We start from the raw sequence: 16,763 nt of genomic DNA on the forward strand, positions 1-16,763 counted from the left end.
TTGAGCATGTAAGGACAGGGTATGTGTTCAGCGCAGAGCTGAACATGGGTATGCAGGAGCCGTATACGAGGTCCGTACGTACGGTTCTGTGAGAGGGCTGAGGCGGTAACGCCTCACCCTACTCGATACAGTGTAAATTCGATATACCGTTTGGCATTTATGGCCAACGGTTATGAATGTAATGATTATGGTACTACGGAGCGCCCCTGCGCTAGCAGGGACGGAGTAAAGGAACGTTACTTAGTCAGATATTAACGGGCATCAGCTGGCAGCAGGAAGAGGCCGGTCGGGTTGATCGTCAGGTAGGCATGGTCTGACAGACCGGCATCAAACTGCGAAGAGTTCAGTTGCAGCAATAATTCCTGATCATGCCACATTACTGCCACTTCATACATTGAGCCCATATACACGACATTTTCAACGATACACTGCTGACAAGGCTCGCCCTCGTGTGCCAGTAAAATAGCTTCCGGACGTACACCGATCTGATAATCGCCAGCGGGATTTCCACGGATCACTTCCGGATCCGCCGCAATACGATAGCCATTAATATTCAGCTGTTCGCCGTCGAAACTGCCAGAGAAGATGTTGGCATCCCCCATGAAGTTTGCCATGAACATCGATGCCGGCGACTGGTAGAGATCGCCCGGTGAGCCTTGCTGCATGATCTCGCCATCATTCATTACAATAACGGTATCAGAGACCGCAAACGCTTCGGTCTGATCATGGGTAACGTACAGTGACGTGATATTAAAACGTTGCTGCAACTCACGAATGGTTTCGCGCATACTCCGGCGTAAGTTGGCATCAAGGTTACTCAGCGGTTCATCGAAAAGCAGTACTTTAGGTTTAAGCACCAATGCTCGCGCCAGTGCCACACGCTGCTGCTGCCCACCAGAGATCTGATCAACAAAGCGATCGCCCATGCCTTCCATATCAACCAGCTTTAATGCTTCATCGACCCGGTGCTTAATTTCTGCAGCAGATAGTTTTAGCATTTTCAGGCCATAGCCCACATTGTCATGCAGCGACAGGTGGGGGAACAGTGCATAAGATTGGAATACCATACAAATATCACGCTGCTGGATCGAGGTATTGGTAACATCTTCACCATCAATGAAAATTTGACCGCTGGAAGGCTTTTCCAGCCCTGCTACTAGGCGCAGCACCGTGGTTTTCCCGCAGCCGGATGGCCCTAACAGCGTCACCAAGCTGCCTTTTTTGATCTCCAGATCAAGGTCGCCAATAACCGTATTGTCACCAAAGCGCTTGCAGACATTTTTCAGAACTACAAAGTTGTCGTTTGCCATAAGAATTATCTCCAATCGTTAGTCTTGGTTGTTGGCTCTTGAACGGGATACGCGGGCTTCGCCCACAAGGGAATCGAAAATCAAAATAATGGCCAGCATGACAAAGATCAGTACGGAACCATAGGCGATAGCAATACCGTATTCACCATCTTCAACGCGGTTTAAGATGTACGATGTTGCTACTCGGGTTTCAGGCGTAACCAAGAATATGATGGCACTTACCGTGGTCATTGCGCGGACAAAACTGTAGATCAGCGTTGACAATATTGCCGGGCGCAGCAATGGGATCAGAATATGAGTAATGGTTCTAAAGGAATTGGCACGTAAGCTTAACGATGCTTCATCAAGCGACTTATCTAGCTGGCCTAAGCCCGCGACACCGGCACGAATACCGACGGGCACGTTACGCATTACCATCGAAATAACGACGATAGCGGCAGTACCTGTCAGGTAAACCGGCGCATCGTTGAAGGCAAGAATGTAAGACACACCGGCAACGGTTCCCGGTACGGCAAAACAAAGCATGGTGGCAAATTCGATCACTTTCTTGCCATGGAATTGCTGTCTGACAACGATGTAGGCAATCAATAAGCCGAAGAACGCGGTAAGAGGGGCGGCAACACCTGCATAGGTCATGGTGGTGAGCAGCGACGGCCAAGCGCCTTCACCCATGCCCATCCCGAAGAGGTTAATGTAGTTATCCAGCGTCAGGGTGTAATCGACCCCCCAGTTTACGGTAAAGCTACCGAAGACGATGCTTCCGTAAAGCAAGATGTTGAATGCCATCCATAAATACAACACCCCCGAGACACCATGTTTGAGTGATGGCGGCAACGGCTGAACATCACCCCGGTATGATTTACCTGAAATCGTGACGTAAGAACGCTTACCAATCCAGACATACTGGATAACGAAAATAGCCAGAGAGAACAATAGCAGCACCGCACCTAAAGTACTTGCTGATGCATAATCGAGTTGCGCGCCAGCGATGTAGAAATAGATTTGGGTTGCCAGTACGTCAAAGCTGCCACCCAGAACCAGCGGGTTACTGAAGTCAGCCAGTGACTGAACAAAGATGATCAGAAATGAGTTTGCCAGTGCGGGTTTAAGCAGCGGCATCACGATCTTGAAAAAGGTCTGGTAACGGTTGGCGCGTAAGGTGTATGACGCTTCTTCCAGTGACGGATGCAGTGATTTCATTGCACCATCGAGGATCATAAAAGACATTGGCGAGAATGCCAGTACTTGTGCCATCCAGATCCCGGTGAAACCGTATAACCAGTTGGTGTGTTGTAAACCAAACCAGTCAACCATCAGCTCGGTCATATAACCCGAGCGGCCGAGCATTAAGGTGACCCCTAAACCGACCACAAATGGTGGCGTAACAATCGGTAATATTGAGAAAATCCGGGCAATAAACGCAGAGCGTTTAGCAATGCGGGTGGTGTAAATCGCGAAGACCAAACCAAAGAAGGTCGCGGTAATACCCACTGAGGTACCTAGTGTGATGGAGTTGAGGATGATCTGAACGATCTGAGATCGCGTCAGAATATCGACAAACTGCCACATCACAAAATTACCCATATCATCTTGGAACATCGGCACGAAAATGGCGATGCTTGGGTAAATAATGAAGATGGTGATCAGTGAGACAATACTGACCAGCGCGCCGATGACAAAGACGTCGCCACCTAAGTATTCAAGGCGAGCCAGTGCCAGGGTCATCACACAGCCAAGGGCAATGAATAAGATAATGCTGGCGTAGCCTAAGCCTTGCTCCGTATACCAGGATGAGATCAAGGTAAACAACATGCAAAAACCGGCATAGCTGATATCAAAGTGATGGCGCTGTCTGGCGTATTTGTCTTGTGCCTGAAAAGATCTGATTAATAACACCAGGGGCATGGAAAACCATAGCCACGAAATGTTCATGCTACTCCAGCCCATCGCGTCTTTAAATTCTTGAGACGTCGACTCGAAAACACCGTAATCGAGGGAGAAGGAGGGCAATAACACAAAGGCTCCGAGCAACGCGATGATCCAGTAAAAAATAGGGTCTCGTTGCTCTGAACTTTGGAGCTGTCTTGAGGCTGATTCAGCTGCTAAGTCATTCATTGTTAATTACCAAAATCGAGTTATATATTAATGTATCTACTAATTTCAGGGTGCAGGATGCCCCAAGAAAATTCTTGTTCTATTTAGTATTGCTAGCGTCGGAAATATTGAGCAGCGCCAGGCACTGCTCAATGATTACAGGGGGATTATTCGCCCATCTTAACCACGTTGACCCACTTGTTGATCAGACGCTTACGCTCGTCAGATGAACCATAGGTTTCCATGTCGTAGTTAATTAGTGTCAGTTTGGTTGGATCGAGCGCGTTAGGTGATTGCTCGGCCTGAGTATTGGTCAATATCTGGAAAGACTGGCCTTTTTGCCATGCTAGCTGCTGGCCTTCTTTCGACAGTACCCAGTCAACAAACAGCTTGGCGTTGTCAATATTGCGCGCGCCTTTAATGATGCTGACACCACCAATTTCGTAGCCCGTACCTTCACAAGGTGAGATCAGTTCCAGTGGTGCACCTTTTGATTGCTCCAGAGAATAATCGTGTAAGAAGCCGATACCGATAGCGATTTCGCCACGGGCAGAGTTACGGGAAGGCGTCACACCTGACTTGGTGTATTGAGAAATATTTTTATCAAGATCTTTGAAGTAATTAAATGCCTTATCTTCATCCCAAAGCTGGATGAAAGTAGCGAGTGCGGTATAAGCCGTACCGGAACTTTGTGGATCGGCGATTTGAATTTCTTCTTTGTATTCCGGCTTGGTTAAATCACTCCAGCAACGTGGAATTTCTAAGCCTTTTTCTTCTAAACGCTGGGTATTGACCCCAAAGCCTAAAATTCCCATATAGACCGCAGAAGAATAGTTGCCTTTACGCTTGGCTGGATCTTTGAAGTTTTCCATGATGTTTGAAAGCTGCGGTGATTGATATGCCTGAAGCAAATCCATTTCTCCCGCCTGCGATTGGGGATCTAATGTACCGCCATACCAGACATCAGCACGAGGATTTTTCTTTTCAGCTTCGATTTTCGCAAATGTACTGCCCGAACCGTTGCGAACAAATGAGGTTTTTACATCGTATTTTTCAGAAAAGGCGGTGGTTTCAGCTTCACACATGGCGTTAGTGGCACTGCAATAAACAACCAGGCGTCCTTCTGCCATTACTTGTGGAGCAGCAAATGCCGAGCCGAGTATACAGGCAGCTAACAGACTGCGTTGAGTTCTAGCTTTCATTGTTATTTCCTCTGCTTTTTATTATGAACTCAATGCCGAGATCGATGGTAGGAGGCATTGAGCTATTACCGCAACCCTGCGGTAAATTTATATTCAGTACTTATGCGACAGATACACTGCGCTGTTGTGCTTTAACAAAAGGCAAGATCAGCAGGCCAATCGAGGCCGCGGCGAAGGTAATAATGCTGAAGAAGCCTTCCCAGCTAAATTGTTCGATAACCAGTGACATCGGGTAACTTGCCAGTGCCGCGCCCAAATAACCAAACAGACCGACAAATCCGGTGGCGGTCCCGGCGACATCTTTGTGCGAGCATTCGGCTGCAGCCATGCCAATCATCATCTGTGGCCCGAACACAAAGAAACCGATAGAGAAAAAACAGCCTGATAACACCGCAATATTATCCATTGGGGTGAGCCATAGTGCCGCGACGGAAATAAAGATACCCAGCGCAAAAATCAGGTTCATCGGGGCGCGGTTACCGTGAAAAAATCGGTCGGAGCCCCAGCCGCCAAATAACGACCCGAGAAAACCACCCACTTCAAACATCGACACCGCGGCATTGGCCGAGAACAGACTAAAGCCATGGCGTTCGGTTAAATAAAGGTTGCCCCAGTCGTTAATGGCAATTCGCACCACATACACCAACAAATACGAACTGCAAAGCAGCCAGATGTATTTATTGCCGATGACATACGTTCTTAATATTTGGCGGAACGAAAGCCCGTATCCTTCCTGCTCCTGCATCAGCTCTAATTCATCGTTGCGCCATTGCCCGACCGTCGGTAACCCCATGGTGGAAGGTTTGTCTCGCATCCGAAAGCACAAGATCAAACCGACGAAAATGCCAACTGTGCCCGGGATAATAAAGCCGTACCGCCAGCCCCATGTCATGGTGGCAAAACCGATGATCAGCGGCACTAATGCGCCACCTAAGTTATGGCAGGTATTCCAAATTGACCACCAGAATCCACGTTCAGAACGGGAATACCATGTGGTGAGCAACTTTGCGCAGGGTGGCCAGCCCCAACCCTGAAAAAAAGCATTCAATGTCCACAATACGGCGAACATTGTGAGTGATGAACTTAAGCCAAAAGCAATATTGATGATCCCTGTGGTTATCAAGCCCAATCCCATAAAGTAACTCGGGTTGGACTGGTCGCTGACCATGCCAGAGACAAACTTGGATATACCATAGGTGATATAGAACAGGGTGCCGAGAAACCCGATGTCTGAATGCTCTAAGCCAAGATCGGCCAACATAGCTGGCATGGCAAAGTTAAGACTTTTACGGGTGAAATAAAAAACGCCATAGCCGATATACATCGAAAACATCAAATGCAGTCGCCAGTGTTTATACGTGGCATCTATCTGCTGTTGATCGGTAATCGCTTTTACAGGTTGTTCTGATACTAGAAAACCCATCATTCGGCGCAGTCTCCCTGTTGCAGTATACCCAAGTGACCTCACTCTGAATCCTGTATCTTGAGGCTACTTGGGTATAGATAGTACGGTAAGAATTGGCAGAAAGAATGAGACTGGTTTTTAAATGACTAGGAAAATTTCCTAGTTTGGCTAACTGGGGGTTATTTTTGTGGGCAAGGTAACAATAATACGCGTGCCTTTGTTTGTATTAAGTTCGCTTCCAGCCCGGATATGGGCGTTGTCATTGCTTTCTATTGAAAGATGGCCACCCAGTGCACTGACGCGTTCTTCAATGCCTTTCAAGCCTTGCCCTTTGGTGCGCCAATTTACAGGCAAGCCGCAACCATTGTCACGTAATTCAAGGCTGAAGCTTGTACCGGGCATCAGACTTAGCTGCACTTCGGTTGCCTGTGAGTGTTTAGTGACATTGTTCAGTAGCTCTTGCACGATGCGATACAGGGTGACGGCGGTAATGTCATCAAGCTTATCGGCGGCAATGCCGATATTGATCTTAAAATCGACCTGACGCTCTGCAAACTTCATTTCATGTGCAAGCTGCCGTAGCGCATTTTCTAACCCCAGCTCATCAAGAATATGCGGTCGTAATTGGGTTAATAGCTGCTTGGTTGCGCTGTGTATTCGCATTGATAATGTATTGATGGTATCGGCAATGGTTTTGGTGTTTTCTTCCTGGGTGGTGCGATCGGCCAGCATGGCCTGGATCTGAATCGCGGTAATATTCTGGCCAATTTCATCGTGTAATTCACGAGCGACAGATTTACGAATATCTTCTTCAACCTGAACCAGCTGCCGGGCGAGATCCTGTTTGTTAGTGAGCTCTGCGGCGAGATCCTGATTCGCTTGCTGTAATTTCTGTGCCAGCAAATACTGACGGCTGATAGCGATCCCCAGCCCAAGCCCGACCAGTGCTTGCGTGGTCATGAATATTTGTAGTTCTTGGTCGGTAGCAAACGAGCCCGAGATCTGACGGGCGGTGGTCAGCAAAATACTGTTCATTACGGTGGCTAATACGCCCCCTTGCCAGCCATATTTATAGGCCATGAAAATGTTCGGTAGCAGTATGATCAACAAACCTAAAGGTTCCATTTGATCAAGCAACGTCAGCTCGGCAACCAGTCCGATTGTGAAAAAAGTGATGGCCCACAGTAATGCCGAAGGACGAAGCGTGACTTCCTGGCGTATCAATGCCGGGCTTAGCGGCACCCAGACTTTATGGTGGAGGTAGTCGTAAAGCAGATATAAGAAGGGCGTCAGCAATACTCCGCCAGTAATCGCGGCAATAGCACTGGAAAATGCGTAGTTAAGAGGGAGATCCAGCGGCTTGATCAACAGTAATATCATGCCTCCCAGCAGGATCCCATGCACCAATACCAATGACACCAGCGCCAGTAATTTTTGCCAATAGGTTTTCAGCTGTTGCCAGATATCCGCAAAGGGAATGGCGAGCAGATAGCTTAGAAAAGGGCACAATAAAAGCAAGATGTCTTGTTGTTGATCCCCTATCAGGTAGATCAGCCAACCCGAGATGATCAATTCACTGATGACAAACAATTTCCAGTAACGGCGTGCTGTCAGTACTAATACCGCGAGCTTAAGTCCGGTCGGCAGAAATAACCCGGCTAGCAATAAGTCGGGCGACAGGTAGCTGCTGATGCTCCACAGGCAGAACCAGCTGATGCTGTAGATGACAAGACTAAAGGCATACGGGAAATAGCTGCCGGCAAAAGGGTTGGCTTTATCCATTAGTAATGGAGGCTCTATTCACCGGCCTGATGGAAGCGGTATTCATCATTCTGCCAGTAACTTATGTTGAATGGCGAAGCGGATCAGATCGACGTTATTGGATAGTTCCAGCTTACTGAGAATATTGGCGCGATGAACATGAATGGTTTTATGACTAATGGAAAGCTCGACCCCGACTTCTTTGACATCTTTACCCTGGATTAAGTAGTTGAAGACTTCTTGTTCCCGTTTGGTGAGTGCATTGAGGGCTTGCGGTTGGCTAGGGGCATTACTGAGGTTAAACAAGGCATCGGCACAGAGATAACGATCGCCTCGGGCGACGGTGCGAATAGCGGTCACCAGCTCGCCGGGGCCACATCGCTTTGACAGGTAACCGCATGCTCCAGCTTCGATGGCTTTACTGACAAAAGAGGCCGAATCGTAAATACTCAGGATAATGGCGCGAAAGGCCGGTTTTGATTTGCGGAGTTTTTCTAATAATACCAGACCGCTTTCATCAGGCATGGAGATATCAATGACGGCAACATCAACGTCTGATGTTGACAGTGCGGCAAACGCCTCGCTGGCACAACCGAACTCCCCTCTGACTTCAATGTCATGCTCGACGTTAAGTAACTGAGCAAAACCTGAACGTACCATGATGTGGTCGTCGACTAAGGCTACTGAAATCATTTTTACATCCTATGCTGGTATATCCGCATCGTCGCAAAACTGGCTGCAGCATTCAATTTACTCATGACATGATGTGATGACAATCGCGAAATTTATCAATTACTTTTCTGACAGGGGGCGCGCTGCGCTAAAAGCTACGCCATCCCGGAATCGAGATACGAGATATCCGGGATCCATTATATTCTTAAGCGTTACTTTGCTAGCTAATGTCTAAGCGATCTAAGTGCTGTTGCTTAAATTTATGTCCGATCACCGAATAGGTTGTAATATTTTCATTAGCCAGTTTTGAGGCGGCGGCACTGTTGCCGCTGCAGATAGCGTCAACCAGGGGAAGGTGGCTTCGTGCACTTTCCTCTGGATCATAGTCAGCATGATCAATATTAAAGTAGATCAGCATTTGGTTTGCGACATTGCGATAGATTTGGTGCAGACGCATATTGCCACTAAGTTCGATAATTAATGTGTGCAGCTCCAACTCCAGTTTACTGATCTCCTGACAAGTCACCGCTTCATTCCGGCCAACCTCCAGGTAATAGTCCATCAGATCGTGTAGTCGCGATTTACCTTCATCAGTGATGTTCTCTGCGGCAAGCCATGCAGACCGGGTTTCCAGAGCAACGCGTAAATGATACAGCTCCCATAAATCATTTTCGGTAATATTAATGACCTGCCAGCCCACATAAGGTTTTTGTATCACTAACCCCTCATGGGCCAGAGTATTGAGGGCCATACGTACTGTACTGCGCGATAATTCTAAATCTTTGGCCAACGCACTTTCTACCAGTTTTTCGCCCATCCCATACTTACCATCCAGGATCAGCTTTCGCAGATATGCCGCTGCTTGTTCTTCTAAGCTCTGTTTTACGATTTTCATTATCTTTCCACTTATCCGTAAGTCACGGACTACCTTCTTTGGCTCAATTCTAACGGATTGAGCAACAATTATCATAATGAATAAAGCGTGATGGTTGTCAGACAATCATACAAAAAATCGATAAAAAAGGAAGGGTGTGATTTGCGTCGCATTTATCTTTGGATGACTCATTAGAATTGCCGATTGTCCGACAATGAACAATTACTGAGGATTTATGGACAGACCTTTGATCAAGGCAATTTTACTGTCGCCTGAAGACAACGTGGCAACGCTTCTGGCCGATGCCGCCAAGGGACAGGAAGTGGAAATTATTGATGATACGAATTGCTCTCTGGGCAAAGTGGTCACCCAGCAAGCGATTACTTTTGGCAACAAAATCGCCTTAGCTGCGATTGCAGAGCAAGAGAAGATAAGCAAGGGCAGCTACCCGATTGGAATAACCATTAAAGCGATACCAAAGGGGGAGTTGGTACATGTACAAAATGTTCGCAGTACCCGAGTTGATATCCCTGAGCCGATCATTAAACAGATCATTGAAACCATGCAGATCGAGGAATAACTGATGCAGCACTTTTTAGGTTTTCGTCGCCCTGATGGCCGAGCGGGGATCAGAAACCATGTTCTTATTCTGGCTATTGACGAATGCGCTGAGGGTATTGCCCGTGCCATCAGCCAAAAAGTCCCGGGTACTGTGGTTGTGACCAATTACAACACCTGCATGTATGGCGGCAATGAAGAATTAGTCAGCACTATGGTTGGTGCCGTCCTTAACCCAAATGTCGCAGGGGCCTTGCTGTTGAATATGGGCTGCGGAAGTATCGATCCTGAAGTGCTGGCCAAGCCTATTCGCCATTCAGGAAAACCGGTGCATAGCCTTCCGATCATCAAATCACGGGGAACACGCAGCACGATAAAAATGGGAACGGAATTAGCCAAGGCGCTGACTTTCTATGCAAACAAGATCATTCCCGAGCCAGTTCCAATCAGCGAGCTTGTCGTTGGGATCAAATGCGGCGGCTCTGATACCAGTTCCGGTATTGCCTCTAATCCAACGGTAGGTCGCGTGGCCGATCTGCTGGTTGATAAGGGGGCTACCTGTATTGCCGGCGAATTAATCGAACTGATTGGTTGTGAAGATATCCTGCGCAGCCGTGCCGTTACACCAGTGGTCGCCGATAAGATAGAACGGCTGATCAGCGAAGAAGAAAAACGCTGGCATATCGAGGGTACCAATGTTGAAACCATGAGCATTGGTAACAGTGTCGGCGGACTGACAACCCTTGAAGAAAAAGCGCTGGGTGCACTGCATAAAACGGGAACCCGTCCGATTCAGGATGTACTCAGAATTAACGCAAAAATGACTGAGCGACCGGTAGAACCTGGTATGTATCTTTCTGAGACGACGCATTTATGCGGTGGTTCAGGTATGCATTTCGCCTCGCTTGGTGCGCAGGTGATCCTCTGGACAACCGGAGGGGCTGGTTTTAACAACCCTATCGTGCCTGTTATTCGCGTCAGCGGTAATGCATCCCAAATAACGGAAGATATCGATGTCGATGTCAGCGGGATCATGAATGGTACCGACAGCATTTACTCTAGCGCTACGCGTATTCTTAGCACCTTAGACGAGGTCGTTAATGGTGAGGCCACGGCGATAGAAGATATTGGTTTTGCTTATTGCACCCTCTATCAAAAAGATCAGCGGTTAGAAAAACTCATTTGTATCGAGCCTCAATAATTAAGGGAGCGAGCAGCAACGAACCTCTGGTCACTGCTCATAGTTCATCATGCGTATTACAGATATTGAAGTCATTTGTTTAAGAGTGCCAGCGCCGGATCAGCCGTGCGAATGGGGCGAAGATGCCGTATTGGTCAAAGTCCACACCGATGCGGGGATCACCGGCATTGGCGAAGCAGACAGTTCGCCAGCCGTTGTAAAAGCGTGCATTGAAACTCCGCACTCCAACCTCTATTGCTACGGTTTGCGCGAGTTGCTGATCGGCGAAAGTCCGTTAGAAATTGAACGCTTGTGGAACAAAATGTACTGGGCGTCTAATTATATGGGCCGCCGCGGTGCCGGTATCCATGCCATCAGCGCGATTGATATCGCCCTGTGGGATATTGCAGGCCAATTTTACGGTGTGCCTGTTCATACCTTACTGGGGGGGAAATACCGGGATCAAATCCGTGCCTACGGCACTTTTATTCCGGCTGCACAGCCCGAAAAAAACCGTGAGATTGCCCAAAACCTAGTTAAGCAGGGCTTTACCAGCATTAAATTTGGTGGCGGCGTCTTTGGTGACGATCCTGAGACGGATTACCAGATTGTACGCCATGTCCGTGAAGCCGTAGGCGATGATATAGAGGTTCAGATTGACCTTGCATCGAAATGGCGCACGACCGGCCACGCGGCTCAGATGTGCAAACGGCTAGAAGACTTTAACTTAAACTGGGTTGAAGAGCCTGTGCTGGCTGATGATATGACGGGGTACGCCAAACTATCCCGGCAAATTCAGCCGAAGCTTGCTGGTGGCGAGTCATTGACCACCCGCTATGAATTCAAATCCTTCCTAGAGACGTCGCAAGTCGACATTATCCAGCCTGATATTACTCGTTGCGGTGGTATTACTGAGATGAAGAAGATTTACGATCTTGCCCAATTAAATGGTACTCAGCTCGTTCCTCACGGGTTTAGCACCGGCATATTGCTTGCCGCATCAGTTCATTTTCTTGCTGCATGCGAACACGGTACGTTAATGGAGTATTCACAAAGCAGCAGCCCCCTGTTTACGGATTTGGTAAGCAACCGCTTGTTATTTTCAGAAGGCTATGTACCTGTTCCTGACGCTCCGGGGCTGGGTATCGAGCTCAATCAAGACGTGATCAATAAATATCAAATATAAAGATATAGAAGACGGAATTTTAATTATGAACAGTGAAAGAAAGATAGATAAACCCTTAATGGCAATAAGCATCTCGGTCATACTATTTGTGGTTGTTGGCTTGTCGCTTTATCCGGAACAAGGGAATGCCATTGCCAGTCAACTTTTTAGCACATTAACCAATCAGTTTGGTGAGGTTTTCTTATTATTCGGATTTTTTAGTGTCATATTTCTTGCCAAGATAGCGCTGGGAAAATACGGTGAAATTAAATTAGGCAACGTAGCCCCCGAGTATTCCTCATTTACTTATTTGGCCATGATGGTATGTGCCGGTTTAGGCTCGGCGACGGTGTACTGGGCATTTGTTGAGTGGGGCTATTATTATATGACGCCGCCATTTGATGTTGAACCCTATTCACCAATGGCTGCTGAGTGGGCAACAAGTTATAACATGTTCCACTGGGGGATTTCAGCCTGGTCACTTTACTGTATTGCTTCTTTGCCGGTTGCTTACTCATTCCATGTTAAGAAGAATCCGCAGCTTAAATTAAGCGCCGTCTGTGAAAGCATTCTGGGGCGCTATTACAACCCTGTCGTGGGCAAAATGATTGACACGATTTTCATCTTTAGCTGCGTTGGCGCGATGGGTATCACCTTGGGATTGAGTGTTCCTATGGTTACCGAAGGGCTTGCCTATTTATTCGGTGTTGAAAGCAGTTTTGCCATGAATGTCGGGCTGATGTTGTTCATTACCGCGATATTCTCAATCAGTTCTTATGTCGGGATTGAAAAAGGAATGGCAAAACTCAGTGATATGAACACCAAGTTAGCGATAATCTTCGTCTTGCTGATCCTGATCGTTGGCCCGACGTCATTCATCATTAACCAAATGACCAATGGTTACGGCTTAATGCTGCAGAACTTTATCCGCATGAGTTTATGGACAGATCCGGTTGAAGGTGGTTCATTCCCAACGTCGTGGACAGTCTTTTACTGGGCATACTGGATGACCTATGTTCCGTTTATGGCGCTGTTTGTAACCAAGGTTTCAAAAGGCCGTAAACTAAAAGAAGTTATCGGCAGTATGGTTATTGGTGGCAGTGCCGGTTGCTTTATTTTCTTTGGTGTTCTGGGCAGCTTCAGCATGAATGTTCACCTTACCGAAGTCATTGATGTTACCCGTTCCATTACCGAATATGGTGGCTCAGCTACCGTTATTGCCATACTTGATACGTTGCCTTTAAGCTGGCTGTTTGTCGTAATCTTTGCTGTTATGTCAACCTTGTTCCTGGCAACAACACTTGATTCAGCTTCATTTACCCTGGCCGCGACAGCGTCAAACCAGCTTGATGAAAATGCCAACCCGCCAACAGCACTGCGTTTATTCTGGTGTTTGATTCTGGCTGCCGTACCACTGGCAATGATGTTCATCGATGCGCCGCTAAATACGGTACAGACACTCGCTATAGTGACTTCGCTGCCTCTGATGGTTGTGATCTTTATCATGCTATATGGCTTCAACAAATGGTTAAAAGAAGATTTTGGTAACGAGTCTGCTGCAGCGATTTCGGCTGGAACGGTCAGTCAACCTGTTGCGAGCACAGAAAGCGATGCTAATCATGCGGAAGAATTAGTTGATATGGCCAAGTCGGCGACTGAAGCTTCGCTGAGCTAATCATGATGTAACGTAACCAACATTTGTCTATATAAAAAGCCGCGCGGTAATGCGCGGCTTTCTTTTTCGGGCTCTTTATAAGGAGCGGTCAGCGATTATTAATCTTCGCTGGTCGAGCCAATTTGGTGGATAGACAAATCAGCCCCGTTATATTCTTCTTCGGCAGTTAATCGCAGGCCGACGGTTTGCTTAATCACGCCATAGACAATGAAGGCGCCAACCAACGCAACAATGATACCTGCGATGGTTCCGACTACCTGGCTGGCTAAACTCACACCGCCTAATCCGCCAAAAGCCGAACTACCAAAAATACCGGCTGCAATTCCGCCCCAGGCACCGCAGACCCCGTGTAGTGGCCAGACACCCAGTACATCATCGAGGTGTAATTTGTTTTGAATATAGGTAAAGAGCCAGACAAAGAGCGCACCCGCAATGGCACCGGTGATAAGCGCACCAATTGGGTGCATTAGATCGGAACCCGCACAGACCGCAACCAGGCCAGCCAAAGGACCGTTGTGAATAAAGCCTGGGTCGTTTTTACCGACAAACAGTGACGCGACAATACCGCCGACCATCGCCATTAAGCTGTTGACCGCCACAAGACCGCTGATCCCATCTATGGTTTGTGCCGACATAACGTTGAAGCCAAACCAGCCAATGGTCAGGATCCATGCACCCAGCGCAAGAAACGGAATATTGGACGGGGCAAAAGCAACCAGACGTCCGCCGCGATAACGACCATGACGTAATCCCAGCATGATCACGGCAACCAGCGCTATCCAGCCCCCCACTGCGTGGACAACAACGGATCCTGCGAAATCATGGAAAGGAGCACCAAAAGTGGCGGTTAACCAGTCTTGAAAGCCATAGTTGCTGTTCCATATCACGCCTTCAAAGAACGGATAGACAAGGCCAACAATAAAGAAAGAGGCAACCAGCATAGGGTAGAAGCGGGCACGTTCGGCAATACCGCCCGATACGATGGCGGGGATGGCTGCGGCAAAGGTCATTAGAAAGAAAAATTTAACCAGTTCATAGCCATTGTTGGCACTTAGCTGCTCGGCACTGGCAAAAAAGGTGGTGTCATAGGCGACCCAGTAACCAAAGAAAAAGTAGGCAATGGCTGAAAAGCCAAAGTCAGCAATGATCTTAACCAGCGCATTGACCTGGTTTTTTTGCCGGACGGTACCGACCTCGAGAAAAGCAAAACCGGCATGCATCGCCAGTACCATAATGGCACCCAATAGAATAAATAGGGTGTTTGAACTCTGAATTAATGTTTCTACTGCACTGTTAATGTTTTCCACAAACGTCTCCACATCCTTGGATATATACCAATCACGTTAAATTATTTGCCATTTCAACTTGGCATTATTCCTGTGTGGCAAAGGTAAAGCAGCTTTTATGCCATTGTGACCAATATTGGGGGCAGTGATGGTGCAAATCGATTTATATGCTTTTAGTATATTGTTTTATAAGGTTTTGTAATATTGCATGTTGCACGGTTTTTGTGCGGCAGAAGATGGCGTTTCTATTCAATCGGCGTAGGCTGGAAAGCCTTGAGATATTTTGGTGCAACGGATAATAAGGTTGCACCGATTTAGTGCTTAATAATTAGAGGCTGTTGATCTTTCGACATAAAACCAATGTTGAAAGATAAACAGACCCGACTACAACAGGTAACCATATTATAATGAAGAGACAATTGTGCTCAGATAATTTTCAAGTTCAGCTTCAGTGGTTGGTTGCGCACCCAGCTCAAATGTTATCGGGCTACCGCCATTTAGCATAAACACCGACGTATCACCGTGATCATAGTGAAACCACTTTCCGTTTACGCAAAGATCTGTGTAGCAGTTAGGTAATAATTCCATACATTCACCTCTAACCTGGTTCGCCTTGTTTCGACGGTTTATGTATTGCTGATATCTTGTATCGGCTTATCAAATGCCCTCGGACATCTTTATAAAACCCCAGCTTGAAAAAGCAGACTTTGATCTAGATCAAATGCCGCGTGATGTAATGTAATTTCATTGCTTGTTATTGCATTTCACGAGATGTTATTTTTCGGTGAAAGAATAACCGTAAAATACCCTTCATTGAGTCGTCGGTAGGATGTAAGAGAGTACTTGAAGGTGATTTTTATTTTATCTTTGGGTGTGTGACTTTAACTAATATTGTTAATAATCAGACTAATAGCTGTGTTAACCGTCATTTGAGTGATGGGTGGCAGGTGTTTTCGAAAAAAAAAGTATTTACAGAAAGGCGGTTAGCGTTTACTGTCCACATGTCTGCAACTCAGACCTGATTATATGATTTTTGTAAGAACCCTTCGCACTTCCTGCTTCTCGCCAAAGCCTGCTGTAAAGAAGAACCCCAAAAAATCATGGAAGAGATTTCTTTCCATTGCTTTGTTGTTATAAAAGAAAAACGATATTAAGCAATGAAGAGCTATTGAGTTTAGGTGATCACTCATAGTTGTGAAGAGATAAAGGTCAATGAGTTAAAAAGATACTTGCCATAAAAAGTGACACTCACTGTTATGGCCGGAAATAAACTATTTACTCAATTTGATAGCCACAAACCTACCGCACAAGATGCATGGTTTGGGCATAAGGAAAAAACTATGACTTCAGAAACCGGAATTATCCGTTGTTTTAACCCTAAAGAAAAAAAGGGTTTGATTACCAGCGATTTAGGCGGTGACATTTGCTTTGATATATCTAGTATTAGCAGCAATAACCAGCCAGTATCAGGCAGCCTTGTTGAATTCATCATGGATGACTCATCAAATAAGCTACAAGCGGTTAAAGTTCGCTTTATCTAAATCGGTGTTTAGAAATAGCGGCGTAGAGGAAAGAGAAAAA

Annotated in this window: 14 protein-coding genes; 5 read left to right on the top strand and 9 right to left on the bottom strand. The window is 46.8% G+C overall.

Annotated features, from left to right (window positions below):
* Window positions 1–251 precede the first annotated feature (251 nt).
* The 7 genes from fbpC to C9I89_RS20710 all read right to left on the bottom strand — a co-directional run bounded on the left by fbpC (window position 252) and on the right by C9I89_RS20710 (window position 9,339).
* On the bottom strand, window positions 252–1,310 hold the full coding sequence (gene fbpC, locus C9I89_RS20680; protein ID WP_107285221.1) for a ferric ABC transporter ATP-binding protein: 1,059 nt from the start codon (window positions 1,308–1,310) through the stop codon (window positions 252–254).
* An 18-nt stretch (window positions 1,311–1,328) separates the two neighbouring features.
* Window positions 1,329–3,425: an ABC transporter permease gene (locus tag C9I89_RS20685; RefSeq protein WP_107285222.1), complete on the bottom strand. Its 2,097-nt coding sequence runs from the start codon at window positions 3,423–3,425 to the stop codon at window positions 1,329–1,331.
* A 146-nt stretch (window positions 3,426–3,571) separates the two neighbouring features.
* Window positions 3,572–4,606 (bottom strand): ABC transporter substrate-binding protein, encoded by a 1,035-nt coding sequence (locus C9I89_RS20690; RefSeq protein ID WP_107285223.1) that lies wholly within the window; start codon window positions 4,604–4,606, stop codon window positions 3,572–3,574.
* 100 nt (window positions 4,607–4,706) lie between these two features.
* Entirely contained in the window at window positions 4,707–6,032 is a 1,326-nt protein-coding gene (uhpC, locus tag C9I89_RS20695; RefSeq protein ID WP_107285224.1) for an MFS transporter, read from the bottom strand.
* A gap of 147 nt (window positions 6,033–6,179) precedes the next feature.
* Complete coding sequence (locus tag C9I89_RS20700; protein WP_107285225.1) at window positions 6,180–7,793, bottom strand: MASE1 domain-containing sensor histidine kinase; 1,614 nt, start codon at window positions 7,791–7,793, stop codon at window positions 6,180–6,182.
* Window positions 7,794–7,838: 45 nt separating this feature from the next.
* Window positions 7,839–8,465: a response regulator gene (locus C9I89_RS20705; protein ID WP_107285226.1), complete on the bottom strand. Its 627-nt coding sequence runs from the start codon at window positions 8,463–8,465 to the stop codon at window positions 7,839–7,841.
* Between the two features lie 199 nt (window positions 8,466–8,664).
* Entirely contained in the window at window positions 8,665–9,339 is a 675-nt protein-coding gene (locus C9I89_RS20710; protein WP_107285227.1) for a GntR family transcriptional regulator, read from the bottom strand.
* A 214-nt stretch (window positions 9,340–9,553) separates the two neighbouring features.
* On the opposite strand from C9I89_RS20710, the gene C9I89_RS20715 reads away from it, so the two are divergent.
* Genes C9I89_RS20715 through C9I89_RS20730 form a run of 4 tightly spaced genes read left to right on the top strand, consistent with a single transcriptional unit; the run spans window position 9,554 to window position 13,896 of the window.
* Complete coding sequence (locus C9I89_RS20715; RefSeq protein WP_245905535.1) at window positions 9,554–9,898, top strand: UxaA family hydrolase; 345 nt, start codon at window positions 9,554–9,556, stop codon at window positions 9,896–9,898.
* Between the two features lie 3 nt (window positions 9,899–9,901).
* Window positions 9,902–11,077 carry a UxaA family hydrolase gene (locus tag C9I89_RS20720; RefSeq protein ID WP_245905536.1) on the top strand — a complete coding sequence of 392 codons (1,176 nt, stop codon included), beginning with the start codon at window positions 9,902–9,904 and terminating at the stop codon, window positions 11,075–11,077.
* Between the two features lie 49 nt (window positions 11,078–11,126).
* Window positions 11,127–12,242: a mandelate racemase/muconate lactonizing enzyme family protein gene (locus tag C9I89_RS20725; protein ID WP_211315287.1), complete on the top strand. Its 1,116-nt coding sequence runs from the start codon at window positions 11,127–11,129 to the stop codon at window positions 12,240–12,242.
* A 25-nt stretch (window positions 12,243–12,267) separates the two neighbouring features.
* Complete coding sequence (locus C9I89_RS20730) at window positions 12,268–13,896, top strand: BCCT family transporter (RefSeq protein ID WP_107285230.1); 1,629 nt, start codon at window positions 12,268–12,270, stop codon at window positions 13,894–13,896.
* A 98-nt stretch (window positions 13,897–13,994) separates the two neighbouring features.
* Here C9I89_RS20730 and C9I89_RS20735 read toward each other — a convergent pair whose 3' ends face one another.
* Window positions 13,995–15,203, bottom strand: a complete 1,209-nt coding sequence (locus C9I89_RS20735; protein ID WP_107285231.1) for an ammonium transporter — start codon at window positions 15,201–15,203, stop codon at window positions 13,995–13,997.
* A 381-nt stretch (window positions 15,204–15,584) separates the two neighbouring features.
* Window positions 15,585–15,770, bottom strand: coding sequence for a hypothetical protein (locus C9I89_RS20740; RefSeq protein WP_107285232.1), 186 nt, complete (start codon window positions 15,768–15,770; stop codon window positions 15,585–15,587).
* A gap of 668 nt (window positions 15,771–16,438) precedes the next feature.
* Between C9I89_RS20740 and C9I89_RS20745 the strand changes: the two genes are divergently transcribed.
* Entirely contained in the window at window positions 16,439–16,723 is a 285-nt protein-coding gene (locus C9I89_RS20745) for a cold shock domain-containing protein (RefSeq protein WP_245905537.1), read from the top strand.
* Window positions 16,724–16,763: the final 40 nt, after the last annotated feature.

This window comes from Photobacterium lipolyticum, assembly GCF_003026475.1.
GTDB lineage: Bacteria > Pseudomonadota > Gammaproteobacteria > Enterobacterales > Vibrionaceae > Photobacterium > Photobacterium lipolyticum.

Bases quoted from the DNA above. Each gene is read 5' to 3' on its own strand.
- fbpC (WP_107285221.1), bottom strand. From the start codon at position 1,310: ATGGCAAACGACAACTTTGTAGTTCTGAAAAATGTCTGCAAGCGCTTT.
- C9I89_RS20720 (WP_245905536.1), top strand. From the start codon at position 9,902: ATGCAGCACTTTTTAGGTTTTCGTCGCCCTGATGGCCGAGCGGGGATC.
- C9I89_RS20710 (WP_107285227.1), bottom strand. From the start codon at position 9,339: ATGAAAATCGTAAAACAGAGCTTAGAAGAACAAGCAGCGGCATATCTG.
- uhpC (WP_107285224.1), bottom strand. From the start codon at position 6,032: ATGATGGGTTTTCTAGTATCAGAACAACCTGTAAAAGCGATTACCGAT.
- C9I89_RS20725 (WP_211315287.1), top strand. From the start codon at position 11,127: ATGCGTATTACAGATATTGAAGTCATTTGTTTAAGAGTGCCAGCGCCG.
- C9I89_RS20715 (WP_245905535.1), top strand. From the start codon at position 9,554: ATGGACAGACCTTTGATCAAGGCAATTTTACTGTCGCCTGAAGACAAC.
- C9I89_RS20700 (WP_107285225.1), bottom strand. From the start codon at position 7,793: ATGGATAAAGCCAACCCTTTTGCCGGCAGCTATTTCCCGTATGCCTTT.
- C9I89_RS20745 (WP_245905537.1), top strand. From the start codon at position 16,439: ATGGCCGGAAATAAACTATTTACTCAATTTGATAGCCACAAACCTACC.
- C9I89_RS20705 (WP_107285226.1), bottom strand. From the start codon at position 8,465: ATGATTTCAGTAGCCTTAGTCGACGACCACATCATGGTACGTTCAGGT.
- C9I89_RS20740 (WP_107285232.1), bottom strand. From the start codon at position 15,770: ATGGAATTATTACCTAACTGCTACACAGATCTTTGCGTAAACGGAAAG.
- C9I89_RS20690 (WP_107285223.1), bottom strand. From the start codon at position 4,606: ATGAAAGCTAGAACTCAACGCAGTCTGTTAGCTGCCTGTATACTCGGC.
- C9I89_RS20685 (WP_107285222.1), bottom strand. From the start codon at position 3,425: ATGAATGACTTAGCAGCTGAATCAGCCTCAAGACAGCTCCAAAGTTCA.
- C9I89_RS20730 (WP_107285230.1), top strand. From the start codon at position 12,268: ATGAACAGTGAAAGAAAGATAGATAAACCCTTAATGGCAATAAGCATC.